Below are 24887 nucleotides of genomic sequence, written 5' to 3'. Positions count from 1 at the left end.
GTCCCATTTTCGCCCGCTTTCTGGTAACTCTCGATATTTACCCAAGCTGATGGAATCGCGACCGAGGATGCACCTGAAACGGCAAGCAATCATGATGGCTTCGGCCATGGCGGCGATATTTGCCACGGTCGGGCCAGCCGAGGTGCATCCCCACGTCTTCGCCGAGGCCCGCCTCGAAGTGGTTCTTAGCCCGGATCACCAAACTGTGAAGGCATTGCGCCATCTCTGGCGCTTCGACGATTTGTTTTCGAGCACGGTGATGATGGAGTTCGACAAGAATTCCGACCTGAAGCTCGACGACAAGGAGCTGAAGGAAGTCGCCGACACCGTCCATGCTTCGCTGGCGGAGTTCAATTACTTCCAGCTCGTCACCGTCGACGGCAAGGACGAGGCGATGAACCCGCCCCCGCAGCTGATGGCAAATTTCGAAAACGACCAACTCATCATCCTGTTCGAATCCGAACCGAAGGCGCCGACCAAACTGGCCGGCAAGATCGACATCGGCGTCTACGATCCAACCTTCTACACAGCGATCGATTTCACCGAGGATGCCAACCTGCAGGTCGATGGTTTGCCGTCGACATGCACGAGCAAGGTCGTCCGTCCGAACCCCGACGAGGCGCTCGCCCAGAATCAGAAGACCTTGACGGACGCCTTCTTCAACGATCCGACAGGCACCGACATGAGCAAGATCTTTGCGACCAAGCTCGAACTGAGCTGTCAGTCAGAAGGATAATCCGGTGACGAAACCGTCCCTGCGTTTGGCGTTCGGCTTTTTGGGCATCGCCCTTGTGATGACGCACTTCCTCGGTGCCGCCCATGCCCAGAGCTCGCTCGGCATCGGCACCAATGACGGGATAGCGCCCACCACCGGCCCGTTCGCCCATATCCTGATGTGGATCAATCTGCGCCAGCAGGAATTCTACCGAGCGCTGGCAACGGCGATGAAGGCGATGCGCGAGGACGGCAGCAAGCTGTGGCTGCTCATCGGCCTGTCTTTCGCCTACGGCATTTTCCATGCCGCCGGCCCCGGCCACGGCAAGGCGGTGATCTCGTCCTACATGGTGGCGAACGAAGTCGCGCTCAGGCGCGGCATCATGCTGTCCTTCGTCTCGGCCCTGTTGCAGGCGCTGACGGCGATCGTCGTGATGATACTCGCCTATTTCGTCCTGCGCGGCACTGCCATCTCGATGACCGACGCGGCATGGTTCCTCGAAGTCATGAGCTTTGCCTTGATCACCCTGTTCGGCGCCTGGCTTTTGTGGCGCAAGGCCGGCCCCGCCGTCCTTCGCCTGTTCGGTGCAAACCCCGCCTACAGCCTGTCGGCCGCCAATGCCGGCCATTCGCACGCAGGGCCCTCGCATTCCGCGCATGCGCATTCGGCGCATTCCCACGCGCTTCACGACCATGACCACGATCATGGCGCGCACGACCACCATCATGGCCATGGCGGGCACGACCATCATCATCATGCGGCAGGCGAAGTCTGCGAGACGTGCGGACATTCACACGCGCCCGACCCGGCGCTGCTTTCCGGCGACCGCTTCGGCTGGCGCACGGCCTGGTCGGCAGTGGCTGCGGTCGGCATCCGGCCCTGCTCTGGCGCGCTGATCGTGCTGAGCTTTGCCTTGCTCAACGGACTGTGGTTCGGCGGCATTCTGTCGGTGCTGGCCATGGCGCTCGGCACCGCGATCACGGTCGCGGCCCTGGCGACGCTGGCGGTGACGGCCAAGAACTGGGCGGTCTATTTCGCCGGCGACGGCCGCTTGGGCAACCGCATCCACTCGATCGTCGAGATCGGCGGCGCAGCCTTCGTCTTCCTGTTCGGGCTGCTGTTGTTGTCGGCAAGTTTGAGCGCTGGCGGATAACGCCTTTGCGCGTCCGATTGGACGCGCAGCGCCCCTAGCTTGCGACCTTGCCGTCCAGCTCATCCTCGATATGGACGCGGATGATTTCGTCGAAGCTGGTTTCGGCGGTAAAGCCAAGCTCCCTCGACCGCCGCGCCTCGAACCGTGTCGGCCAGCCCTTGACGATCGCCCAGATCGTGTCGTCGGGCACCTCGCGGATCAGCCCCACCGCCCTGGAGCCGGCGACGCGTTCCAGCGCCTCGATCTGCTGGCCGACCGAGACGCCGACACCGGGCATCGTCAGATTGCGGCGCGGCCCCACGGTGCTGCCGTCGATCCCGGCGGCATGGATCAGGAAGTTCACCGCCGAGCGCGGGCTGGCATGGGTGTGCACCACCGATCGCGACACCGGCAATATCGCCTCTTGGCCGCTCAACGGCTCGCGGATGATGCCGGAGAAGAAGCCCGAGGCCGCCTTGTTCGGTTTTCCGGGCCGCACACAGATGGTCGGCAACCTGATGCCGATGCCGTCGAAGAATCCGCGCCGCGTATAGTCGGCGAGCAATGCTTCGCCCATCAGCTTCTGTGTGCCGTAGGAGGTCAATGGCGTCGGATGGAATTCGTCCGGAATGACATCCGGGAACGGTGCGCCGAACACGGCGATCGACGAGGTGAACACGACGCGTGGCGCATAGGACGCCAGCCGGACGGCGTCGAACAGCGCCCGTGTGCCGTCGAGATTGACGCGGTAGCCAAGATCGAAATTGGCTTCCGCCTCGCCCGACACGACGCCGGCGAGATGGAAGATCACGTCCGGGCGCGACGCGACCAGCCTTTCCGTCGCGCCCGCCGCGGCAAGATCGCCGGTATGGATGGCGACATCGACGCCCTCGATGACCGGTGCCTGTGGCGGCACAATATCGTGAAGGTCGAGCGCGGCGATCTTCTGGCCGCGGAGCGTTCCGTCCTTCGCCAGCCGAGCGATGAGCTTGCGGCCGACCATGCCTGCCGCGCCGGTAATCAAAACACGCATATCAATGATCCTTTTTGCGTTGGCTGCGGCCACGCAGCCAGAACACGATGAAGATGGCCACCATGAAGACAGCGGCGACGACGCCGGCAAGGATGGTCGAGACGTTGCCGATCGCCAGCATCACGGTTGGCAAATAATAGGCAGCGATGCCGAACACGAGCAGCACCCAAAAGGCGCCGATCGCCGCATTGCGCGTGTCGCGATCCATCACGCGACCCCGACACGGCGGAAATTCAAGCTCATTGCCAATGCCATGGAGTTCCCTGCGTCAGTGATAGTGGCCATGATGCGGAGCCGCGTCATGCACATGATCGTGCTCGTCATCGTGGCCATCGTGGCTGTCGGCGCACTGTCCGAATTCCGGTTCGACGGTGGCATGGCTGATGCCGTGTTCGGCGGCAAGCCGCTTCTTGATGGCGCTGACCGCTTTGTGGGCATCGACGCCATCATTGAGGCAGGCATGCAGCGTCGCCATGTTCTTGGCCCCGTCGAGCGACCAGACATGCATGTGATGCACTTCGCAAACGCCCTTGACTGTCCCCTCTATATCCCTCGCGATCAGGTCGCGATCGAGGCTCGCCGGCACGCCTTCGAGCAGGACATGGGCTGCTTCGCGCATCAGCGACCAGGCCGTGGACAGGATCAGCAGCGAGACGAGGACGGACAGGATCGGATCGATAGGCGTCCAGCCCGTCGCCAGGATGATCAGCGCAGCTATGATCGCTGCCGCCGAGCCGAGCAGATCGCCGAGCACGTGCAGGATGGCGCCGCGCATGTTCAGGCTTTCACGGTCGCCGCCATGCAGCACGAAGAAGGCAGCGATGTTGACCAGCAGGCCAGCGATCGCAACGACCAGCATTGGCCCGCCGAGCACGGGCGCAGGCGTCAGCAGGCGTTGCCAAGCCTCATAGATGATCCACAGCGCAATGGCGAAGATGGCGATGCCGTTGGTATAGGCGACCAGCGTTTTGACCCGGCCGAAGCCGTAGGTGAGGCGTTCGGTCGCCGGCCGGCCGGCAAGATGAAAAGCATACCAGGCAAGGCCGAGCGCGATCGAATCGGCGAGCATGTGGCCGGCATCCGCCAGCAGCGCCAGCGATCCGGTGAGGAGACCGCCGAGCGCTTCGGCGACCATGAAACCGGCGGTCAGGCAGGCCGCGATCAGCACCCGTTTCTTGTCGGTCGAGCCATGCACATGGCCGGCGCCGTGGCTGTGGTCATGCCCCTGCGAACCATGGTCGTGGCTATGCGCCATCTGCGAACTCCTGTCAGAGCCTGGCCCATCCCGGCAGAATCGGGGTGGGGGCCTTATATTCTTGTTTGACCGTGATCTTGCCCGAACTGGCTTCCACTTTTCGGGATCATGGTCAGGCGCCGAACTCGGCGCGGAAATCCTCGAGCCGTCGCTTCTGCCGGCCGTCGCCATCGAAATTTGCCGGATCGAGCCATGCCTCATAGGCTCTGCGCAGTGCCGGCCATTCCTTGTCGATGATCGAATACCACGCGGTATCGCGGTTTTCGCCCTTGACCACAAGATGCTGGCGGAAAATGCCCTCGAACTTGAAGCCGAAACGCTCCGCCGCGCGCTTCGACGGCTCGTTGCGGTTGTTGCATTTCCATTCGTAGCGGCGATAGCCAAGCTCGTCGAAGATGTATTTCATGAACAGAAACTGCGCTTCCGTCGCCGCCGGCCTGCGCGAGATCAGCGGCCCCCAATAGATGTTGCCGATCTCGATCACGCCATAGGCCGGATCGATGCGCATCAGCGTCTGGCGTCCGGCGACCTTGCCGCTGGCCTTGTCGATGACGGTGAAGAACAGCGGGTCCTCGCTGGCTTCGACCTTGTCCAGCCACGGCTGGAAGGCAGCGCGGGTCTCCGGCGGATAGTCGGGCAGCCAAGCGAAGCGGCCGTCGGCGTCGGGCACCGACGATGCTTCGAACAAGCCGTCACCGTGCTTTTCGGCGTTGAGCGGTTCCAGCCTGACAGTGCGCCCCTCCAGGATTTTGCGTTCGGGCCGCGGGCGCGGCTGCCAATTCTTGAGATTTTCCGTCACCCAAAGCTCCAATCCGTTTGACTTTTGCGAAAGGACGCTCACAAAAACGCTCGCTCGGTGAAAGAACCACACGGACGGGAAAAATGCTCCACACGATTTCGGCCTTCGATCGTCTCGGCGAGGAAAATGCCTTCGCGGTGCTGGCTCGTGCCACCGCACTTGCTCATCAGGGCCGCGATATCGTCAATCTCGGCATCGGCCAGCCCGACTTCAAGACGCCGCAGCACATCGTCGAGGCGGCGATCAAGGCGCTGCGCGACGGCCACCACGGCTACACGCCGGCCAACGGCCTGCTGGCGACACGCGAAGCGGTGGTGCGCCGCACGCTGACCACCACGGGCGTGGAGGTGTCACCCGAGGCGGTGATGATCCTGCCCGGCGGCAAGCCGACCATGTTCGCCGCGATCCTGATGTTCGGCGAACCGGGCGCGGAGATCCTCTATCCCGATCCCGGCTTTCCCATCTATCGCTCGATGATCGAGTTCACCGGTGCTGCTCCGGTGCCGGTGCCGATGCGCGAGGAGAACGGCTTTGCCTTCTCGGCTGAAGAGACGCTGGCGCTGATCACGCCGAAGACCCGGCTGCTCATCCTCAACTCGCCGGCCAACCCGACCGGCGGAGTCACCCCCCGCGCCGAGATCGAGAAGCTGGTCAAAGGGCTGGAAGCGCACCCGGACGTAGCCATCCTCTCCGACGAGATCTACGACGTGATGACCTACGACGGCGAGACGCATTGCTCGCTGCTCAACTTTCCCGAAATCCGCGACCGGCTGATCATCCTCAACGGCTGGTCGAAGACCTGGGCGATGACCGGCTGGCGCATGGGCTGGTCGATCTGGCCGAACGGCGACAAGAGCGCCCACCTCTACGACAAGGTGCGCAAGCTGGCGGTCAATTGCTGGTCCTGCGTCAACGCGCCGAGCCAGTATGCCGGCATCGCCGCCATCGACGGCCCGCAGGACGACGTCGCCAAGATGATGCGCGCCTTCGACCGCCGCAGAAAGGTCGTGGTCGAGGGGCTGAACGCTTTGCCCGGCGTTTCCTGCGTCACGCCGAAGGGCGCGTTCTATGCCTTCCCCAACGTCTCCAGAACTGGCTGGAAGGCCAAGAAACTGGCGTCCGCCCTGCTCGAGGACACCGGCGTGGCGCTGATCGGCGGACCCGATTTCGGCATTCTCGGCGAAGGCTACATCAGGCTGTCCTACGCCAATTCCGAAGAGAACATCCTGCGCGCGCTGGAGCGGATCGAGGCGTTTCTGGGCAAGTGAGGCAGCTCGCTGTCGACGGCGACAGAATTCACGACCGAAGAAAGGTGACATCAGATGTTTTATGCCATCCTCGCCTATCACGTGGAAGAAGCGGTCGCGGCGTTGACGCCGGAAGAGGATGCAGCGCTGATGACGGACCTGCTCCAGATCAACGAACGGCTCTACCGTGAACGCACCCTTGGGCCGGCGGCGCGGCTCGGGGCGACACAAGACGCGTGTACCTTGCGCGGGCCGGGCGCCGGAATGGTCATTGACGGACCCTTCGCCGAGACCAAGGAGCAATTGTTGGGTCTCTACGTCGTCGACTGCGCCACGCGGGATGCCGCGATCGCGATTGCACGCGACCTTCGCCGCGTCAATCCGACCGCCGTTTACGAAATCCGTCCCATTTCGCTGTATCTTCCCGGCGTGCCGTTTCCGGTCACACCATCCTAATGAGGCCGGCCCCTCACCCTCGTCCAACGAACGGCATCTTTGTCGCCATCACGGTCATGAACAGCACATTGGCGTCAAGCGGCAGGCTGGCCATATGGACGACGGCATCGGCGACGCGCTGAACGTCCATCACCGCTTCGGCGGCGATGGACCCATTGGCCTGCGGCACTCCGACCGTCATCGCCTGCGCCATGTCGGTCAAAGCGTTGCCGATGTCGATCTGGCCGCAGGCTATGTCATAGGGCCGGCCGTCCAGCGCCAGCGTCTTGGTCAGCCCGGTAATTGCATGCTTTGTCGCGGTATAGGGCACCGAGCCCGGCCGCGGCGCGTAAGCCGACACAGAGCCGTTGTTGATGATGCGGCCGCCCATCGGCTGCTGCCTGCGCATGGCACCGAAGGCGGCGCGGGCGCACAGGAACGAGCCGGTGAGATTGACCCCGACAATGTCGTTCCATGCCTCGACCGGGATCTCGTCGATCAATGTCGACTTGTAGCCCATGCCGGCATTGTTGAAGAGCAGATCGACACGGCCGAAAGCCGCCGCCACCGTCTCGAACAGGTCGTCGACCTGGTCGGCCTTGCTGATGTCGCAGGCGACCGCCAATGCCTTGGCTTCCGTCGATCCGGCCTCGGCGATCGCCTTGTCCAGAACCGGCTTGCGGCGTCCACAGAACACAGTGTTCCAGCCAGCCTTGAGCAGCGCCGTGGCGACGCTTTTGCCGACACCTGTACCGGCGCCGGTGACGATGGCGGTTCTGTAATCTGTCATGACTGTCCTCTTACAGCGCCGCGTGCCCGTTTAGGACGCGCAAAGGACGCTACTGCACCTCGATTTTTGAGCAAATTGATTTTGCGCATGATCCCTTCAAAAAATCGATTCCGATTTCGGGTTATGCGCCAGCCAGTTCCGACAAAAAGGGCGGCCATTGGCGGCCGCCCCGATCCGAACCAGGCTTGGGAGGAGGAAAGCCGATCCGACTGTCTAGAATCATGCGCTTCCTGGGTAAATGAGACGTTAACGCAAAAGGACGCCGGATTCCCGCTCTCCGAACTGAAGCCTACCGGCGCGAATTGGCGGCGGCGTTGCCGGTTGCCTTGCCTGACGCCGGCACCCCTGACGCCGGCACCTTTGCCGCCGACACTGTCGCCTCGACATGGTCGACCAGCGCGTCCGGCAGGCCGAGCCGGCCGGCGAGCAGGTCGAGATAGCCGCGTTCGGCACGCGTATCCGGATCGATGGTGAGGCGCGAGGCGGTATAGAGTTCGAGCTTCTGCGCGTCGCTTTGGGCGCCGGCGACCAGCGTATCCAGGTCGAGCGGCGTTTCCAGCTCCGACATCAGGAATTTCTCCGCGTCGGTGCCGATGCCCGCGACGCTGAGCTTGCCGGCGATCTTTTGCCGCTCGTCGTCGTCGATATGGCCATCCGCCTTCGCCGCCGAAATCATCGCCCGCACCAGCGTCAGCGTGAATTCATCCTCGCCTTGCGGCGCCTGCGAGGGGTGGAAGCTGGTATCGGCGGGCGGCGGCAGCAATTCCGGTTCGCCGGCTGCGGGCGTCTCCGCAGGCGCGTTGCCGTTCTTGTAATTCTGGTAGGCCTTGTAGGCGAGGCCGCCGATCACGGCCAGGCCGCCGAGCTTCACCGCAGTGCCGGTGACTTGACGGCCAGCGCCGGTTCCAAGCAGCACCGCGGCCAGCGCACCGGCCGCCAGCGGGTTGTCCTTGGCCATCTGCACCGCCTGACCCCCTTTGTCGCGGACGGTCGACCCCGTTCCGGGGATTTGCGAGCCGAGCAGATCGTCGAGGAGCTTCTTGGGATCGAACATCAATGCCTCCAGAATTGGCCCGGTCGAACGTGCCGGGTTAGGTTTCGGACGTCGAAGACGTAGGGCCCGCATATTGACATTACAATGACGGGCTTTGCCAATGATGGCAGAACGAAGTGATGTCAGGACCTGCCGTGTCCTAACGGCCGATATGCGGGCCCCTGCCTTGCGCCTGCGCAAGCTCGACCTGGCGCTGGCGCTCGGCGTAGCGCGCGCGATCCTCGTCTGAACGGGCGTCGAAGCAGTGCGGGCACGAGACGCCGGCAGCATATTTCGGCGACAGCCGGTCCTGCCCGGTCAGCGGATGCCGGCAGGCGCGGCACAGTTCGGCCTCACCCTCAGCGAGGCCGTGCGACACCGAGACGCGCTCGTCGAAGACGAAGCACTCGCCCTGCCAGAGGCTCTGTTCGGCGGGCACCTCTTCGAGATATTTCAGTATGCCGCCCTTGAGATGGAACACATCCTCGAAGCCGAGTGACTTCACATAGGCCGTTGCTTTCTCGCAGCGTATGCCGCCGGTGCAGAACATGGCCACCTTCCGGCCGACCAGATCGGCTCGGTGCTGCTCGACCCAGGCCGGGAATTCGCGAAAGCTCGTCGTGGCGGGATCGACCGCGCCCTTGAAGGTGCCGATCGACACTTCGTAGGCGTTGCGCGTGTCGATGACGACAGTGTCCGCATCCGAGATCAGTGCGTTCCAGTCGACCGGCGCGACATAGGTGCCGGCGCTCGCCGCCGGATCGAGATCCGCGACGCCCATGGTGACAATCTCGCGCTTCAGCCGCACCTTCATGCGATGGAACGGCATCTGCGCGGCGCTGCTGTATTTGACCTCGAGACCGGCGAGACCTTCGATGGATTCGAGATGATCAATAAGCGCGGCGACCGCCGCTTCGCTGCCGGCGACCGTGCCGTTGATGCCCTCATGCGCCAGAAGCAGCGTGCCTTTGATACCGCGTCCGCAGCAGAAGGCGGCGAGCGGGGTACGCAACGCCTCGAAGTCGTCGAGCCGGGCAAACCTGTAGAGCGCGGCGACGCGGAAAGGTTGATTGGGCAGTGTCATCGTTGAAGCCACTAAACGCTCACGAAAGCCGATTCAAGGCAGGGCGAGTAAGAGCCTCTCTTTGATGGCCTTGAAGGCCGGGCTGACGGAACCGCTGGCAGTGCGTGACATCGCGACACGCTTGCCTTCGTGGACAGAAAAACAGCCTTCTGCTAATCGGTTGAACTGCCCCAGTGCCCAGCCGGAGAGACAGAGCGAATGTCAGCCAAGACCCAAAAACTCCTGTCGCTGCTTAACGGCCAGCCGGTCATCCCGGTGCTGAAGATCGCCAATGTCGCCGACGCCGTGCCGCTGGCGCGCGCGCTGGCGCGCGGCGGCCTGCCGGCGATCGAGATCACGCTGCGGACCGCCGACGCGCTGGAGGCGATCCGGCTCGTGGCAAGCGAAGTCGAGGACGCCATCGTCGGCGCCGGCACCATTCTGGACGCCCGCCAGTTCGGCGCGGCGGCGGCAGCCGGCTCGAAGTTCATCGTCAGCCCCGGCATCACCCGCGAGCTTCTGGCGGCGGCGAAGGACAGCGACGTGCCGTTGCTGCCTGGCGCCATCACGCCCGGCGAGATCATGGCCGCCCGCGAGGCAGGCTTGCGTTTCCTGAAGTTCTTCCCGGCCGAACAGTCGGGCGGCATCGCCTCGCTCAAGGCATTCGCCTCGCCGCTCGCCGATGTGCAATTCTGCCCGACCGGCGGCATCACCGGCAAGAACGCCGCCGACTATCTGAGCCTGCCGAACGTCATCTGCGTCGGCGGCTCCTGGGTGGCGCCGGACGACCTGGTCAAGGCCGGCAAGTGGGACGAAATCGAAGCCTTGGCGCGCGCGGCGAGCAAGCTCGGGCGGTAGAGCCAATCTCTCTCACTAGCGGGAGATTGGCGGTATCGCCGACGTTCTTTTCTGCGGACAACAAAAAGCCGCGCGGGCTGCCCGGCGCGGCTTTGTATTGCTCGGTCGATCCGCTATTTGGTCTGGAAGCGGGCGACCGACAGGAACTTGACGGCATTGCCGGTGAATCGGTTGGCGTCGGCCGACTGATCGTCCGGCTGGAAGCCCGCGGTGTAGACCTCGCTCGGCGGCGTGTGCACGATGTTGTAGGCATAGCGCGGCGCCGTCGTTGCGCTGGAAACGGTGGCGACCTCCTCGCCGCTGTTCAGCGCCCAGCGCGCAGCCTGCGGCTCGGCGGGGATCACCACGGCCTTTGGACCGGGCTTCAGATCACGGGCGGTTGCCCTGGCTTCCTTGCGGGTGGTCTTCACACCCGCCCCGATCGCTGCGGCCGGATCGGAGCCGGCCGGGCGGGAAAAGACAGCCTTGCGCGGCGATGCGGCATCGACGTTCGCCGGATCGATGGAGATCGAGCTCGGCTGGGAGAGCGAAGCGACCTGGTATCCGTCGGTTGCGCTGACCCGCTCGAGGACGGCCTTGACCTCGTCGGGCTGGACCTGGTCAGTCGGCGTCAAGTCAGGCCGCGCCGACGGCAGCACCGAGAATGCATCGGTAGCGGTCTCGCCATGCCCGGCCGTATCAGCCAGCGCCAAAAGCACATCCTTGTCCTGCGGCGCAAGGTCGGCCGCTGCAATGTCGGCCGGCAGCGAGTGATCGGGACGCCAGGTCGGCAATGGAATGTTGGTGGCGGCAACCTGCGTCGGACCGGTGGCAACGGACGGGTCGGCTATGCCGAAGGGAACGCCTGCCGGCGCTTGCGCGGTCGCCACAGCCTGTTCGGTGGTGGCGGTGGCATCCGCCACGCCGAACGGCACGTTTTCGGGCGGCTGGGCGCCGACGTCGGTCTTCGGACGCGGGGCGAAATCAGGCAACGGAACGCTGCGCGCCGGCAGCGCGGCGATGATCGTTTCCGGCGTGTCCTCCTCCGGTTCCGGAGCAGGCGCATCGGCGATTTGCGGAATCTCGGCGCGCTTCGCATCCTGAGGCGACACGATGGCAATGCCCGGGAGCTGGCTGCTCTTGGCGGCCGGCGTCGGTTTCGCGCTCGCCATCTTCACGTTCTTTGACTTCGGCGTTGGCGCGGCTGCAACATCGGCGCTGTCGTCCGCCTCGTCTTCACCGCCGCCGAAGAAAGCCGCCAACAGACCGCCGGATTTCTTGGAACCGCCACCTGCGCTGGCCAGTTCGATGGCGGGAGTGCCGGCGCCCTTGCGCGCCTTGTAGGAGGCGAGCGCCTGCGAATAGCCGGGCAGCGGCTTGCCGTCGCTCGGCACATGCAGCGTCTTGCCATCGGGGAACACGCGCGCCAGTTCCCGGCGGCTGATACCCGGCCAGTGGCGCACATTGCCGACATCCATGTGGACGAAGGGCGAGCCGGACGAAGGATAGTAACCGACGCCACCGCCCTGCATCTTGAGGCCGATGTCGCGCAGTTTCTTAAGCGGCACGCCGGGAATGTAGAAGTCCATGGCTTTGCCGAGCATATGCTGGCTTTTCTTGGCGACGCCCCTGCTGCGGCCGCGCAGCATCGAGTTCGTTGACGGCGAGCGATAACCGCACACGACCTGGATATAGTCTCTGGAGCCGCTCTGCCGATAAGCCTCCCAGACCAGGTCCAGCAGGCGCGGATCCATCTTGGTCGGCTCGTTGCGGCGCCAGTCGCGCAGCAAGACATTGATCTTTTTCAGACCGGCCTGGTCGTAGCGGCCGCCGCGCTTGAAGACGATTTCCGCCTTCTCCTTCGTGTGGAGGTTGTAGAGTTTCAGTGAGCGTGACTGGGCGCTGGCGCCGGTCGCAGCCGCTGCAAGGAAGCCAAAGGCGAGAATCACCGCTGCCAGCCATCTCGGCCAGACGCTCATGTGATAGTGCCGCACGTCTGTGTGTCGTTCGACTTTGTTCAAATCAAAAGGCCTTGCAGGCTGCCGTTTGTCCCCGGATTTGACCAAACGGATGCGGTGGTGTTCACACCCGAATATCGATCCTAATGGTTAATCATCGCTTATTGAAGCCGAAATGCGGTAACACCGTGGCGATATCCCGTCAAAAATATTACGCAGGGTTTCTTGGTAAACTGCTGGTTTAGATCATGTTTCGGCCTTTGCCCGCAACACGATCTGTTACCGGACGCCTCAATGCGTGAACACTGCCGCAAATGCCTCGCCCCGGCACGCGTCACGCCCCATCGATGACTGTCAATCTGTCCTGATGCCAAACTGGCAAGCTGGCCGGACCTTGCCTCGTCAGGAAGCGAGCCGGTCGACACGGCCTGTTTCCGGGTCGATGCCATACTCCTTGAGCTTCCTGTAAAGCGTGGAACGGCCGATGCCGAGGCGGCGGGCGACTTCGCTCATCTGGCCGTTGTAATGGTCGATGGCGAGCTTGATCATTTCGAGTTCGACATCGGCCAGCGCGCGTACATTGCCGCGTTCGTCGAGCGCCCGCAGCGTACCGAAGCGGGGCTGCGGCCTGGCCGGCGAATCGAGCTCGGCCGCAGCGATGCCGTCATCGGCCGCCGTGTCCCCTCCACGCGGCTCGACGGCCAAAGGCAAGGCGGGATGTGGCAACGCGCCATGCGCATCGAGATTGACAGTGCCCTCGACCTGCGCCCGGATCTGCGGAAACTCCTCCTCGGTCAGCACGTCGCCCTCGCAAAGCACCGAGGCCCGGAAGACGGCATTTTCCAGCTGCCGGATGTTTCCCGGCCAGTCATAGGCCTGCAGCATGGCGAGCGCCGCGGCCGAAATGCCGTGCAGACGGTGACGTGTATCGGTGGGCGAGACCTTCTCCATGAAGTGCTCGACCAAATACGGGATATCGTCGCGACGATCGCGCAGCGGCGGCACGAAGATCGGATAGACGTTCAGCCGATAGAACAGATCCTCGCGGAACTTGCCGTCCTTGACCTGCTGCAGAAGATTGCGGTGTGTCGCCGAGATCAGCCTGATGTCGACCCTGACGGTCGAACGCCCGCCGACCGGATCGACCTCACCGTCCTGTACGGCGCGCAACAGCTTGACCTGCACGTCGAGCGGCAGATCGCCGATCTCGTCGAGGAAGAGCGTGCCCGAATGCGCCTCGACGAACTTGCCCGTGTGTTTGTCGGTGGCGCCGGTGAACGAGCCCTTCTCGTGGCCGAACAGGATCGATTCGACCAGATTGTCGGGAATGGCGCCGCAATTGACGGTAACGAAGGGTTTTGAACGACGGTCGCCGCTGCCCTGGATGGCGCGCGCCACCAACTCCTTGCCGACGCCGGATTCGCCCTCGATAAGGATCGGGATGTTGGACGCGGCCGCCTTCTGGCCGAGACGGATCACCCGGTCCATCGCCGGACTGTGCGTGATCATGTCCTTGAAGGTCAGATTGCCGCCGCGACGCCGCGACGTGCGCTTCACTTCGCCCTCGACCGCCTCGACCTTGAGCGCATTGCCGATCGACGCCTGCAGCCTGTCGGGAGAAGCCGGCTTGACGACGAAATCGAAGGCGCCGTGACGCATGGCCGAAACGACGGTCTCGATGCCACCCTGGGCGGTCTGCACGATGACCGGAACATGGATACCGCGCTCGCGCATCGCCTTCAGCACGCCGATGCCGTCGAGGCCCGGCATGACCAGGTCGAGGATGATCACCGAGACGTCGCTCGCATTGGGCCCGTCGAGAACATCAAGACCAGCCTCGCCGCCATCCGTGACAATCGCGCTGTGGCCGAATTTCGTCACCGCCGCCTCTAGCAGCCTGCGCTGCACGGGATCGTCATCGACTATGAGTATGGAACCTGTCATGACTGGTTCAACGATGCCCGCCCATTTTGGCCGCCTTGGGAAAACCTGCTCTATGGATCATCTTGGCACAGGGTTCTAAACAAGGTTTCAAAAAACCCGGTGAACGAATTCCTTAGCATTTGACCGGCCTCTGATTCCCCTCGAATTTTGGCCCCTCGAATCTTGGTTCTGGAAGATATGGCAATGCGCATGGTTTTTGGTCGGCAGCTTGCGGCGGCGGCATCGTCCGGTCCGGCGGAGCTTGGCAACCTTCCGGAATGGAACCTCGCCGATCTCTATGCGGGCATGGACGCCCCCGAACTGAAGCGCGACATCGCCAAGGCGGCGACCGGTGCCACCAGCTTCGAGAGCCGCTGGAAAGGCACGCTCGCCGCCGAGGCGGCGCGCGGCGACGGCGGCAGGCTGGGCGAGGCGCTTGCCGCCTATGAGGCGCTGGAAGAACTGATCGGCCGGATCGTCTCTTATGCCGGGCTGGTCTATGCCGGCAACACGACGGATCCGCAGCGCGCCAAGCTCTATGGCGACATTCAGGAGAAGATGACCGACGCAAGCGCGCATCTTCTTTTCTTCGCGCTGGAACTGAACCTCATCGACGATGCCGCGATCGAGACCGCGCTTGCTGCCGATCCCGCCTTCGCCCACTACCGGCCCTGGGTGCTCGATCTGCGCAAGGACAAACCGTACCAGCTCGAGGACCGGGTCGAGCAGCTTTTCCACGAGAAGTCTATTACCGGACGCGGCGCCTGGAACCGCCTGTTCGACGAGACGATGACCGATCTGCGCTTCGACGTCGATGGCGAGGAGCTGACCCTGGAGCCGGCGCTGAACCGCCTCCAGCACGCCGATGGCGAGGTGCGCCGCCGGGCCTCCGAAGCACTGGCCGCAACCTTCCGCAAGAATCTGCGCACCTTCACGCTGGTCACCAACACGCTGGCCAAGGACAAGGAGATTTCCGACCGCTGGCGCGGCTTCGAGGACATCGCCGATTCGCGCCATCTCGCCAATCGCGTTGAGCGCAGCGTGGTGGATGCGCTGGCCTCGGCCGTTCGCGACGCCTATCCGCGCCTGTCGCACCGCTACTACCAGATGAAAGCGCGCTGGCTCGGCATGGAGGTGATGAACCACTGGGACCGCAATGCGCCGTTGCCAGATACCCCGCAAGCGATCATCGGTTGGGACGAGGCCAAGAACACGGTGCTTTCCGCCTATCGGCGCTTTTCGCCTGACATGGCGGAAATCGCCCAGGTTTTCTTCGACCGCAACTGGATCGATGCGCCTGTCAGGCCCGGCAAGTCGCCAGGCGCCTTCGCGCATCCGACCGTGCCGTCGGCGCATCCCTATGTTCTGCTCAACTACATGGGCAAGCCGCGCGACGTGATGACGCTGGCGCATGAGCTTGGCCATGGCGTGCATCAGGTCCTGGCTGCAGGCCAGGGCGCGCTGATGGCTTCGACGCCGCTGACGCTGGCCGAGACGGCGTCCGTCTTCGGCGAGATGCTGACCTTTCGCTCGCTGCTGGACCAGACCACTGACAAGCGCGAGCGCAAGGCCATGCTCGCCCAGAAGGTTGAGGACATGATCAACACGGTTGTGCGCCAGATCGCCTTCTACGAATTCGAACGCAAGGTGCATGCCGAGCGCAAGAACGGCGAGTTGACATCCGACAAGCTTGGCCAGTTCTGGCTGGAGGTGCAGGCGGAAAGCCTTGGGCCGGCGATCAAGCTGCGCGAGGGTTACGAGGTCTTCTGGACCTATATTCCACACTTCATCCATTCGCCCTTCTACGTCTACGCCTATGCTTTCGGCGACTGCCTGGTGAATTCGCTCTATGCGGTCTATCAGAATGCCGAGCGTGGCTTTCAGGAGAAATATTTTGCGATGCTGCGCGCGGGCGGCACCAAGCATCATTCCGAGCTCCTGGCGCCCTTTGGCCTAGATGCCACCGACCCTGCCTTCTGGCAGATCGGGCTTGGCGTGATCGGCGGTCTGATCGACGAGCTCGAAGCGCTGGACAATTGATGCACAGTGCTGACCGTCCCGGGCCAACAGAACAGTTTAGCCGCAATGCATATTGAGGCCGTTCTATCCTCACTTAAATATTGTTCTTGAATAACTCTCCCTGGAATTTTTCCGTTAGCTTTCCGGAAGCTGTATGATAGCGTCCCGCCTCAAGCACAGTCGGGGCGTGCGGCTCAGGCCAGGAAAAAATCTCAGGCCGGTCACGACACTTCGGCGAATGCGACAGCGGCCGTTGGCCATGGCAGGGAAAGCCGACCGCCGACAGCTCGATTTAAGCCGGCTGTTCCGCGAACAGCGGAGCCACCATTGAATGGTCCTTGTGCCAAGGTCACCACTCCAGGCCACGGCGGATGGATCGGACTGGAGAGAGACAATGGGCACTTTTTTCTACATGCTCCTGGCGTTCCTGGTAGGTGTGTTGGTTGGCTGGTTCATCTGGGGACGCCTGCGTGGCGAGCTCGACAGCTTGCGCGGTGACATGGACCGCACGCGCGGCGAGCGCGACAGGTTGCGCGCCGACGCCGACCGCCTGACCGGTGAGCTGGATGTATGCCGCGGCGCCCGCGCCGACCTGGAGCGCCAGCTGGGCGAGGCGCAAGGCGCCAAGGCCGGCGCGACAAAGGCAGCAATCCCGGCACCGTCGGCATTGATGTCGACATCCTCGCCGGCCAAGACCGAGCCGGCCAAGTCCACGCCTGCCAAGTCCACGCCTGCCAAGTCCACGCCTGCCAAGACTGGGTCGGGCAAGTCCACGCCGGCCAAGACCGCGCCCAAGAAACCGGCGGCCGTCACGGCGGCAGCCGCGCCAAGGGCAAGTGCATCGAAAGCGGCTGCGTCGAAAACGAGCGCCACAGCCAAGAAGGCCGCGCCGGCGGCAAAGAAAGCCGCCGCAGGCAAGGCAACAGCGGCGGCAGCTGATAAAGCCGACAGTCTGCGTCGCTTGATCGGCATCGGCCCGGTCAACGAGCGGAAGCTGCACGGGCTTGGAGTCAGAACCTACGCGCAGATCGCCGCCTGGACAGCGGCGGATATCAAGCGGATCGAAGACGTTCTCGAGTTCGACGGCCGCATCGAGCGTGAACACTGGATCGAGCAGGCAAAACTGCTTGCCGCCGGCGACGAGAAGGAATTCACGCGCCGCTTCCCGACCGCGGGGACCGCGAGCAACACCTGAATTGCCTGCCGGCACCGAGCACATGACAGACTGGCGGTGCCCTCGAGGTGCCGCCAGTTTGCTTTTCGACCAGGTCAGCCTTTGCGCCTTGAGGCGCCGCTCTCTCGATTGCGCGCGATCGAGCCCCCATATAGAGCGATAGCTGGCGCCATCGATCGCAGCATCCGAGTCCCATGTCCCTGCCCTCTGCAATTTTCCGCAATGACGAGCGCGCGCATCAGCTCGTTTTCGACCGTCCGGCCGGCATCATCGTGGCGCATGAGGCGGAGGATTTCCTGCCGGCGCTGGAAATCGCGCAGGCCGCCCATGATGCCGGCAAATGGCTGGCCGGATATTTCTCCTACGAGGCCGGCTACCTGCTCGAGCCTAAACTCGTTCCGCTGCTGCCGGGCGGACGCCGCGCCCCGCTTGTCTGCCTGGGGATCTTCGACGCGCCTGTCGAACAAGCGGTCATGCGCGGCAACGCGCCGGCGACCAACGGCCCGATCTTCGACGCAAGGGCTGCCTGGTCTTCAGAAGAGTACGCAGAACGCTTTGCGCGGCTCCACAATCACATTCGCAAGGGTGATTGCTATCAGGGCAATCTGACCTTTCCGGTTCATGCAAGATGGTCGGGCGATCCGTTGGCCGCCTTCGACGCGCTGACCGAGCGCCAGCCGGTGAAATACGGTGCGCTGATCGCGCTCGGCGATCCGGTCGTTTTGTCGCGTTCGCCGGAACTGTTCTTCGAGATCGATGCCGAAGGCATGATCGAAACGCATCCGATGAAGGGCACCGCCCCGCGCGGCGCGACCAAGGCGGAGGACGAGCGGCTGAAGGCATTCTTGCTCAATGACGAGAAGAACCAGGCCGAGAACCGGATGATCGTCGATCTCCTGCGCAACGACATCTCGCTGATCAGCGAGGTCGGCACGCTGGAAGTGCCGGAGCTTTTCCGCATCGAGAGCTACCCGACCGTCCACCAGATGGTGAGCCGCGTGCGGGCCAGGCTCTTGCCCGACCTCACCATCCGCCAGATCTTCGCTGCGCTGTTCCCATGCGGATCGATCACCGGCGCCCCGAAAATCCGCGCCATGGAAATCCTGCACGATCTGGAAACCACGCCGCGCGACGTCTATTGCGGCGCCATCGGCTGGATCGCGCCCGGCGGTACGATGCGCTTTTCGGTGGCGATCCGCACCATCTCGCTCTTTTCCAGTGGCGAGGCAGTCTACAATGTCGGCGGCGGCGTCGTCTTCGATTCGACGGCCGAGGAGGAGTATCAGGAGTGCCTGCTGAAAGCGCGCTACGCGACGGGAACACCGCCGATTTCGAGCTGATCGAAACCATGCGCTGGGAGCCGGGCCAGGGCTTCCTTCGTTTCGACCGCCATCTTGCACGCCTTTATGGCTCGGCAGCAGAACTGGGTTTTGCCTACGATCCGCAGAAGGTCGGCGAGACGCTCAGGAACGCCGTCGACCGGCCCGATATCGCCTTGCGCACACGCCTCGTCCTGTCGCGCAGCGGCAAGGTGACGGCCACGGCGCTGCCTTATGAGCCGCACGCAGCCGACAAGGTGTGGAGGCTGCAACTGGCGCGGGTGCGGCTCGATTCGAGCGACACGCTGTTGCGCCACAAGACGAGTCGCCGGGACATCTATCAGCGGGCGCGAGCCGAATATCTGATCAGCCGGGCCGACGAGGTGCTGCTGGCCAACGAGCGTGGCGAAATCTGTGAGGGCACGATCACCAATCTCTTCGCCGATTTCGGAGACGGCGCGCTGGCCACGCCGCGGCTCGATTGCGGCCTGCTGCCTGGCGTATTGCGCGGCGAATTGCTGGATGAAGGCCACGCCCGCGAAGCAATCTACACCTTGGACGATTTGAAGTCGGCCAAAGCGCTGTTCGTCGGCAATTCGCTACGCGGATTGATCCCGGCACGGCTGGGCTGAAACGCAACCGAAAAGGCACCGGACGATAGTCGCCGGAGTGGACCACTAGACAAACATGCGTTCCCGACAGCCGACCCACACGCCCTATGACGGCTCATCAAAACCCTTCGCCATCGGGCTGAAGCCGCTCGACCTCGATGAATGGATCGAGATCGACGGGCATCTGCTGACCTATCTCCCCGAGAAACGGCGGCTCTATGCGGAAATCCCCGACAGGATCTTCATCGAGGAGGACGGCACGCGTGAGGCCCAGCGCGAAGTGCTCGATCTGCTCGGCGCGCATCTTGTGGCGAAATTTCCCGAAACCTACCGGCCTGCCTGTGCAGGGATCGAGGTGACCGGCGCCAAAGGCAGCATTGATGGTGCCGATACTGCCGGCGGGTTCAACGATGCCCCGCTTGTCGCAGCCTCATTGCTTGTCCACGAGGATCTGATCCTGATGCGCCGCGACGAAAATGGCTGGCGTCTTGTCGCCGGCTCGCTGTGCTTTCCCTCGTCGTGGTCGCTGATCGAAAAATTCGGCAGACCGCTGCAGGAGATTCATGCGCCGGTGCGGGCTTCGGCCCAGGCACGCGCCCGACCGACCTCATCAATCGCGTGTTCGACGGTCTCCAGGGCCAGGCCGTCGAGCGCTACAATTGGTCGATCCAGTCGGGCGACGCGCTCTACCATCCGCTCTCAGACCTTGAGCGCATCGACCGCGCCACCAACCGCCCATCCAGATTTCCGGACGGCGACATCGACGCCCAAGCGTTCATCCGCGTCGAACGGCAGACGCTGAGGAAACTTCCCGTCTCGCGTGACATCCTGTTCACGATCCGTGTCCATCTCGACCCGCTCAATGTGCTGGCGCGCCATCCCGAGCGGGCAACGCTAGCCGCGTCTTTCGCCGAGCAACTGCTGGCGCTCGACCTTGCCCAACTCGACTACAAGGGCATGACCGCCGACCGTGATCGGCTGGTCGCCTTCCTTAACCAAATGGCCAACGCAGCGTAGCCGCGGTTGGCGCTTTTCGCTGGTTTGTGACAATGATCTGTGGTTGTAGCGCTTGGCCGTCCGGCGAGAATGCCCGGCTTTCCAGCCTGTTTTGAGGAGTGTTCGATAAAATGGCGAATGAAAACTGGCCCGTTTACGGTGAGATCACCGGCCCTGTCGTGATGATCGGCTTCGGTTCGATCGGACGGGGAACGCTGCCGCTGATCGAGCGCCATTTCAAGTTCGACAAGTCGCGCATGACGGTCATCGATCCACTCGATACCGACCGCAGGCTGCTCGACGAGCGCGGCATCACCTTCATGCAGGATGCGGTGACCAGGAAGAACTACAAGAAACTTTTGACGCCGCTGCTGACCAAGGGTGGCGGCCAGGGCTTTTGCGTCAACCTTTCCGTCGACACCGGTTCGGTGGATTTGATGCGGCTCTGTCGCAAGCTGGGTGTGCTTTACATCGACACCGTCGTAGAGCCATGGCTCGGCTTCTATTTCGACACCAAGGCCGACAATGCCAGCCGCACCAATTACGCGCTACGCGAATCCATGATCGAAGAAAAGCACGCGCACCCCGGCGGGGCGACCGCAATCTCCACCTGCGGGGCCAATCCAGGCATGGTCTCGTGGTTCGTCAAGCAGGCGCTGGTCAATCTCGCCACCGACCTCGGGCTGGAGTTTTCCGAACCGGCCCAGCACGATCGCGAGGGCTGGGCCAAGCTGATGAACAAGGCCGGCGTCAAGGGCATCCACATCGCCGAGCGCGACACACAGCGCACCAAGAAGCCGAAGCCGATGGACGTGTTCTGGAACACCTGGTCGGTCGAAGGCTTCATCTCGGAGGGCCTGCAGCCGGCCGAGCTCGGCTGGGGTACGCATGAGACCTGGATGCCGAAGAACGCCAAGAAGCACAAGCATGGCTCGAAGGCCGCGATCTTTCTGGAGCAGCCGGGCGCCAACACGCGTGTGCGCAGCTGGTGCCCGACGCCCGGACCGCAATACGGCTTCCTGGTGACGCACAACGAGTCGATTTCGATCGCCGACTTCTTCACCCTGCGTGGCAAGAAGGGCAAGGTTCAATACCGCCCGACCTGTCACTACGCCTATCATCCCTGCAACGACGCCGTGCTGTCGCTTCACGAGATGTTCGGCGCCGCCGGCAAGGCGCAACCCGTGCATCACGTGCTCGATGAAAACGAACTGGTCGACGGTGTCGACGAGCTCGGTGTGCTGCTCTACGGCCATGACAAGAACGCCTACTGGTACGGCTCGCAACTGTCGCTGGCGGAAGCGCGCAAGCTGGCACCCTATCAGAACGCCACCGGCCTGCAGGTCACGTCGGCGGTGCTGGCCGGCATGGTCTGGGCGCTGGAAAATCCCGAGGCCGGCATCGTCGAGACAGACGAGATGGACTATAAGCGCTGCCTGGACGTGCAGAGCCCCTATCTCGGGCCGGTCAGGGGCCACTACACTGACTGGACGCCGCTCGACAGTCGCCCGGGTCTGTTCCCGGAAGACCTCGACAAAAACGACCCATGGCAATTCCGCAACATCCTCGTTCGATAGTGCAACATCCTCGTTCGATCGTTATATCTCGCTGTCTTGCAATCGCCCGGAAATCGGGCGATTGAAGGGGGGCGGACCGATAAGAGGATTTTGATGATGACGATTGCGCGCAAATTGCTTTCGGCCGGCATTGCCGCGACCACTGCCGTCGTCCTGGCGGCGTGTACCACCGCCGGCCCGGGCGGGCCGCCAGTGGCCACGCGGAACGCGGTCGAAGGCTCGTGGATCGACGCGCAAGGCACGGGCCTGTCGACCTTCGCTGCCGGCAGCTTCAACACCGTCGCCACCGACACCGGCCAGAAACTTTCCGACGGCAGCTACACCATGACAGGCGCTACTTCGGTCGAGATCCATGGCACCTCGCTGATCCGCCAGACGCCGATCAGCTTCAACTGCCTGCTAGTATCCACCAGCCAGCTCAACTGCACCAGCGCGAGCGGGCAGAACTTTGTCCTGACGCGACGCACCTGAGCCGATACTGAACCGCTTTCGCAAGGCACGGCGGCTTAAAGACCGCCGTGCCTTTTTTGCGCCGGCAAAGCTGACCCCGATTCCGCTTGCATGAGCCGACACGCGATGTGAGCATGGACAAAAAGCTGGCTGTTATGCTCCAGTCAAGCAGAGGGGTTAAACACCTCTGCGCATGACCCGAAAATCGGAATCGATTTTCGCTGGGGATCATGCGCAAAATCAAAATTGGCACAGCGTCCTTTGCGTGTCCTAAATGGTGCGCGGCGCTGTACTCAGGTCATCGGGGAGACGAAGATGAAGAAGATCGCCGCCATTGCCGCCCTGTCGGCGTCCGCGCTTGGCCTGTCGGCCGGCGTGTCCTTTGCCGACTACACGCTGAGCATACTGCACATCAACGACTGGCACAGCCGCATCGAAAGCAACAACAAATATGAATCGACCTGCTCGGCCGAAGAGGAGACCAAGGGCGAGTGCATCGGCGGCGCGGCGCGGCTGATAACGGCGATCGCCCAGGAGCGCAAGAAGCTGGAAGGCCAGAACGTGCTGCTGCTCAGCGCCGGCGACAATTTCCAGGGTTCGCTCTTCTACACGACCTACAAGGGCAAGACCGAAGGCGAATTCCTCAACCAGATGAAATTCGATGCCATGGAGCTCGGCAATCACGAGTTCGACGATGGCGAAGCGGCGCTGGCGCCGTTCCTGGACATGATCCAGTTTCCGGTGCTCGGCGCCAATGTTAAGGCAGACGCGCAATCCAAGCTCGGTGACCGCGTGAAACCGTCGATCGTGGTCGAGGTCGGCGGCCAGAAGATCGGCATCATCGGCGCGGTCACCAACGACACGCCGGAGCTCGCCTCGCCAGGCCCTAACGTCACGATCGAGGACGACGTCAAGTCGATCACAGCCGAGGTCGAGAGGCTGAAGGGAGAAGGCGTCAACAAGATCATCGCGGTCACCCATATCGGTTATAAGCGCGAGCGCGACGTCATCGCCAAGATTCCGGGTGTCGACGTGGTGGTCGGCGGTCACAGCCATTCGCTGCTGTCCAACACCGACCCCAAGGCGGAAGGCCCCTACCCGACGATGGTCGACAATCCGGACGGCTACCAGGTGCCGGTCGTCCAGGCGGCCTCCTATTCGAAATATCTCGGTGAGTTCAAGGTCGTGTTCGACGACGACGGCATCGTCAAGCAAGCCAGCGGCGACCCGATCTATCTCGACAAGTCGATCACCCCGGATCCTGCCGTGCTTGCCCGGATCAAGGAGCTCGGCGCACCGATCGAGGCGTTGAAGAACAAGGAAGTCGCCGAAGCCACCAAGACGATCGACGGCAGCCGCGAGAATTGCCGCACCCGCGAGTGCGAGATGGGCAATCTCGTCTCGGACGCCGTCCTCGATCGCGTCAAGGGTCAGGGTGTCGAGATCGTCATCTCGAATGGCGGCGGGCTGCGCGCCTCGATCGACCAGGGCACTATCACCATGGGCGAGGTGCTGACCGTACTGCCGTTCCAGAACACACTGGCTACCTTCCAGATTTCCGGCAAGGATCTGGTGGCCGCGCTCGAAAGCGGTCTTAGCCAGATCGAGGACGGCGCGGGACGCTTTCCGCAGGTTGCCGGCCTGAAATACGCATTCGACAGATCGGTTGCCCCGAATGCCGGGCGCGTCAAGTCGGTCGAGGTCATGGAAGGTGGCGCGTGGACCTCCATCAAACCGGACAAGGATTACCTGGTCGCCACCAACAACTATGTGCGCCAGGGCGGCGACGGCTACAATATCTTCGCCGAGAAGGCCAAGAACGCCTATGATTACGGTCCGGGCCTCGAACAGGTGGTCGCCGATTATCTCGGCGCGCATCGGCCCTACACGCCGAAGCTCGATGGCCGCATAACCGAGATCGCGGCGGAACCGGCAGCTCCGGCCGCGGAACCGGCCCAGGAACCGGCAAAGCCGACCGAGGCTGCGCCTGCCCCGGCCGAGCCGGCAAAGCCGGCCGAGACGGCTCCAGCCGCAATCGCGGAGCCGGTGATGCCCGAACTGCCGACGGGTTCGGGCGACATCGCCACGACACCGCCGACCGTCCCGGCGGAACCCGCCCCGGCAACGCCGCCACCTGCCGAGCCCGCAAAACCAGCCGAGACGGCGCCTGCGGCCACCGAAACGGCCAAGCCCGCAGAGGCAGCGCCCGAACCGGCCGAACCTGCCGAGGCGATGACGCCGGCCGGAAGCAGCCACGTGGTCGTTGCCGGCGACACCTATTGGGATCTGGCGGCAAAAGCCTACCGCGATGGCGCCAAGTGGAAAATGATCTCCGACGCCAACAAGGATTATAAGCCACGCCGGCTGCCCATCGGCGCAACCTTGACCATACCGCCCGACGCGAATTAGTCCGGCAGCCGGAATTTGAGAGCACCCGCCCGAGAAACGGACGGGTGCAGCTTTTTCAAGGTGCGGCCAGACGCTGCATTGAAAACAGGCGCGGCATCGCTAGTTTCGCGCG

General features: G+C 63.3%; 21 protein-coding genes and 1 pseudogene. 13 read left to right on the top strand and 9 right to left on the bottom strand.

Features of this window, described 5'->3' with window-relative positions; all coding sequences use genetic code 11:
- Window positions 1-67 precede the first annotated feature (67 nt).
- Window positions 68-736 (top strand): DUF1007 family protein, encoded by a 669-nt coding sequence (locus IQ26_RS27030; protein WP_145721433.1) that lies wholly within the window; start codon window positions 68-70, stop codon window positions 734-736.
- A 58-nt stretch (window positions 737-794) separates the two neighbouring features.
- A complete protein-coding gene (locus IQ26_RS27025; protein WP_145721451.1) occupies window positions 795-1868 on the top strand; it encodes a nickel/cobalt transporter in 1074 nt (357 codons plus the stop codon).
- A gap of 34 nt (window positions 1869-1902) precedes the next feature.
- On the opposite strand, the gene denD is transcribed toward IQ26_RS27025, so the two are convergent.
- From denD to IQ26_RS27005, 4 genes are all read right to left on the bottom strand, one after another.
- Window positions 1903-2880 carry a D-erythronate dehydrogenase gene (gene denD, locus IQ26_RS27020; protein WP_145721432.1) on the bottom strand — a complete coding sequence of 326 codons (978 nt, stop codon included), beginning with the start codon at window positions 2878-2880 and terminating at the stop codon, window positions 1903-1905.
- Between the two features lies 1 nt (window position 2881).
- The gene (locus IQ26_RS27015; RefSeq protein WP_145721431.1) at window positions 2882-3088 is read right to left on the bottom strand and encodes a hypothetical protein; all 207 of its coding nucleotides are present in this window, start codon (window positions 3086-3088) and stop codon (window positions 2882-2884) included.
- A gap of 60 nt (window positions 3089-3148) precedes the next feature.
- Window positions 3149-4135, bottom strand: a complete 987-nt coding sequence (locus IQ26_RS27010; RefSeq protein WP_145721430.1) for a cation diffusion facilitator family transporter — start codon at window positions 4133-4135, stop codon at window positions 3149-3151.
- Window positions 4136-4247: 112 nt separating this feature from the next.
- The gene (locus IQ26_RS27005) at window positions 4248-4934 is read right to left on the bottom strand and encodes a GNAT family N-acetyltransferase (RefSeq protein WP_145721429.1); all 687 of its coding nucleotides are present in this window, start codon (window positions 4932-4934) and stop codon (window positions 4248-4250) included.
- 83 nt (window positions 4935-5017) lie between these two features.
- On the opposite strand from IQ26_RS27005, the gene IQ26_RS27000 reads away from it, so the two are divergent.
- Together IQ26_RS27000 and IQ26_RS26995 are read left to right on the top strand one after the other, a co-directional pair.
- On the top strand, window positions 5018-6202 hold the full coding sequence (locus tag IQ26_RS27000) for a pyridoxal phosphate-dependent aminotransferase (protein ID WP_145721428.1): 1185 nt from the start codon (window positions 5018-5020) through the stop codon (window positions 6200-6202).
- A gap of 54 nt (window positions 6203-6256) precedes the next feature.
- Entirely contained in the window at window positions 6257-6637 is a 381-nt protein-coding gene (locus IQ26_RS26995; RefSeq protein WP_145721427.1) for a YciI family protein, read from the top strand.
- Between the two features lie 13 nt (window positions 6638-6650).
- On the opposite strand, the gene IQ26_RS26990 is transcribed toward IQ26_RS26995, so the two are convergent.
- The 3 genes from IQ26_RS26990 to trhO form a co-directional block, all read right to left on the bottom strand.
- Complete coding sequence (locus IQ26_RS26990; protein WP_145721426.1) at window positions 6651-7406, bottom strand: SDR family oxidoreductase; 756 nt, start codon at window positions 7404-7406, stop codon at window positions 6651-6653.
- Between the two features lie 289 nt (window positions 7407-7695).
- Window positions 7696-8460, bottom strand: coding sequence for a tellurite resistance TerB family protein (locus tag IQ26_RS26985; RefSeq protein WP_145721425.1), 765 nt, complete (start codon window positions 8458-8460; stop codon window positions 7696-7698).
- A gap of 139 nt (window positions 8461-8599) precedes the next feature.
- The gene (trhO, locus tag IQ26_RS26980; RefSeq protein ID WP_145721424.1) at window positions 8600-9523 is read right to left on the bottom strand and encodes an oxygen-dependent tRNA uridine(34) hydroxylase TrhO; all 924 of its coding nucleotides are present in this window, start codon (window positions 9521-9523) and stop codon (window positions 8600-8602) included.
- A 198-nt stretch (window positions 9524-9721) separates the two neighbouring features.
- Here trhO and IQ26_RS26975 point away from each other — a divergent pair, with 198 nt between their 5' ends.
- Complete coding sequence (locus IQ26_RS26975) at window positions 9722-10360, top strand: 2-dehydro-3-deoxy-phosphogluconate aldolase (protein WP_145721423.1); 639 nt, start codon at window positions 9722-9724, stop codon at window positions 10358-10360.
- A gap of 113 nt (window positions 10361-10473) precedes the next feature.
- Here IQ26_RS26975 and mepK read toward each other — a convergent pair whose 3' ends face one another.
- Together mepK and IQ26_RS26965 are read right to left on the bottom strand one after the other, a co-directional pair.
- Complete coding sequence (gene mepK / locus IQ26_RS26970) at window positions 10474-12318, bottom strand: peptidoglycan L,D-endopeptidase MepK (RefSeq protein WP_145721422.1); 1845 nt, start codon at window positions 12316-12318, stop codon at window positions 10474-10476.
- Between the two features lie 381 nt (window positions 12319-12699).
- A complete protein-coding gene (locus IQ26_RS26965) occupies window positions 12700-14241 on the bottom strand; it encodes a sigma-54-dependent transcriptional regulator (RefSeq protein ID WP_145721421.1) in 1542 nt (513 codons plus the stop codon).
- Window positions 14242-14424: 183 nt separating this feature from the next.
- Between IQ26_RS26965 and IQ26_RS26960 the strand changes: the two genes are divergently transcribed.
- The 8 genes and pseudogenes from IQ26_RS26960 to IQ26_RS26925 all read left to right on the top strand — a co-directional run bounded on the left by IQ26_RS26960 (window position 14425) and on the right by IQ26_RS26925 (window position 24775).
- Entirely contained in the window at window positions 14425-16260 is a 1836-nt protein-coding gene (locus IQ26_RS26960) for a M3 family oligoendopeptidase (protein WP_162458083.1), read from the top strand.
- A gap of 373 nt (window positions 16261-16633) precedes the next feature.
- On the top strand, window positions 16634-17434 hold the full coding sequence (locus IQ26_RS26955) for a proton-conducting membrane transporter (protein ID WP_145721420.1): 801 nt from the start codon (window positions 16634-16636) through the stop codon (window positions 17432-17434).
- A 173-nt stretch (window positions 17435-17607) separates the two neighbouring features.
- Window positions 17608-18753 (top strand): aminodeoxychorismate synthase component I, encoded by a 1146-nt coding sequence (locus IQ26_RS26950; protein WP_145721419.1) that lies wholly within the window; start codon window positions 17608-17610, stop codon window positions 18751-18753.
- Window positions 18702-19364 (top strand): aminotransferase class IV family protein, encoded by a 663-nt coding sequence (locus tag IQ26_RS26945; RefSeq protein WP_145721418.1) that lies wholly within the window; start codon window positions 18702-18704, stop codon window positions 19362-19364. The genes IQ26_RS26950 and IQ26_RS26945 overlap by 52 nt, the downstream gene beginning before the upstream one ends.
- A 55-nt stretch (window positions 19365-19419) precedes the next feature.
- A pseudogene (locus tag IQ26_RS26940) lies at window positions 19420-20360 on the top strand (heme-dependent oxidative N-demethylase family protein).
- 110 nt (window positions 20361-20470) lie between these two features.
- Window positions 20471-21916, top strand: a complete 1446-nt coding sequence (locus IQ26_RS26935; RefSeq protein ID WP_145721417.1) for a homospermidine synthase — start codon at window positions 20471-20473, stop codon at window positions 21914-21916.
- Window positions 21917-22012: 96 nt separating this feature from the next.
- On the top strand, window positions 22013-22387 hold the full coding sequence (gene omp10, locus IQ26_RS26930; protein ID WP_145721416.1) for an outer membrane lipoprotein Omp10: 375 nt from the start codon (window positions 22013-22015) through the stop codon (window positions 22385-22387).
- 294 nt (window positions 22388-22681) lie between these two features.
- Complete coding sequence (locus IQ26_RS26925; RefSeq protein WP_145721415.1) at window positions 22682-24775, top strand: bifunctional metallophosphatase/5'-nucleotidase; 2094 nt, start codon at window positions 22682-22684, stop codon at window positions 24773-24775.
- Window positions 24776-24887: the final 112 nt, after the last annotated feature.

It is taken from the genome of Mesorhizobium tianshanense, assembly GCF_007830515.1.
Classification (GTDB): domain Bacteria; phylum Pseudomonadota; class Alphaproteobacteria; order Rhizobiales; family Rhizobiaceae; genus Mesorhizobium; species Mesorhizobium tianshanense.
Note: the sequence above shows the minus strand (reverse complement) of the source record. Positions and strands in the feature narration are given on the sequence as shown.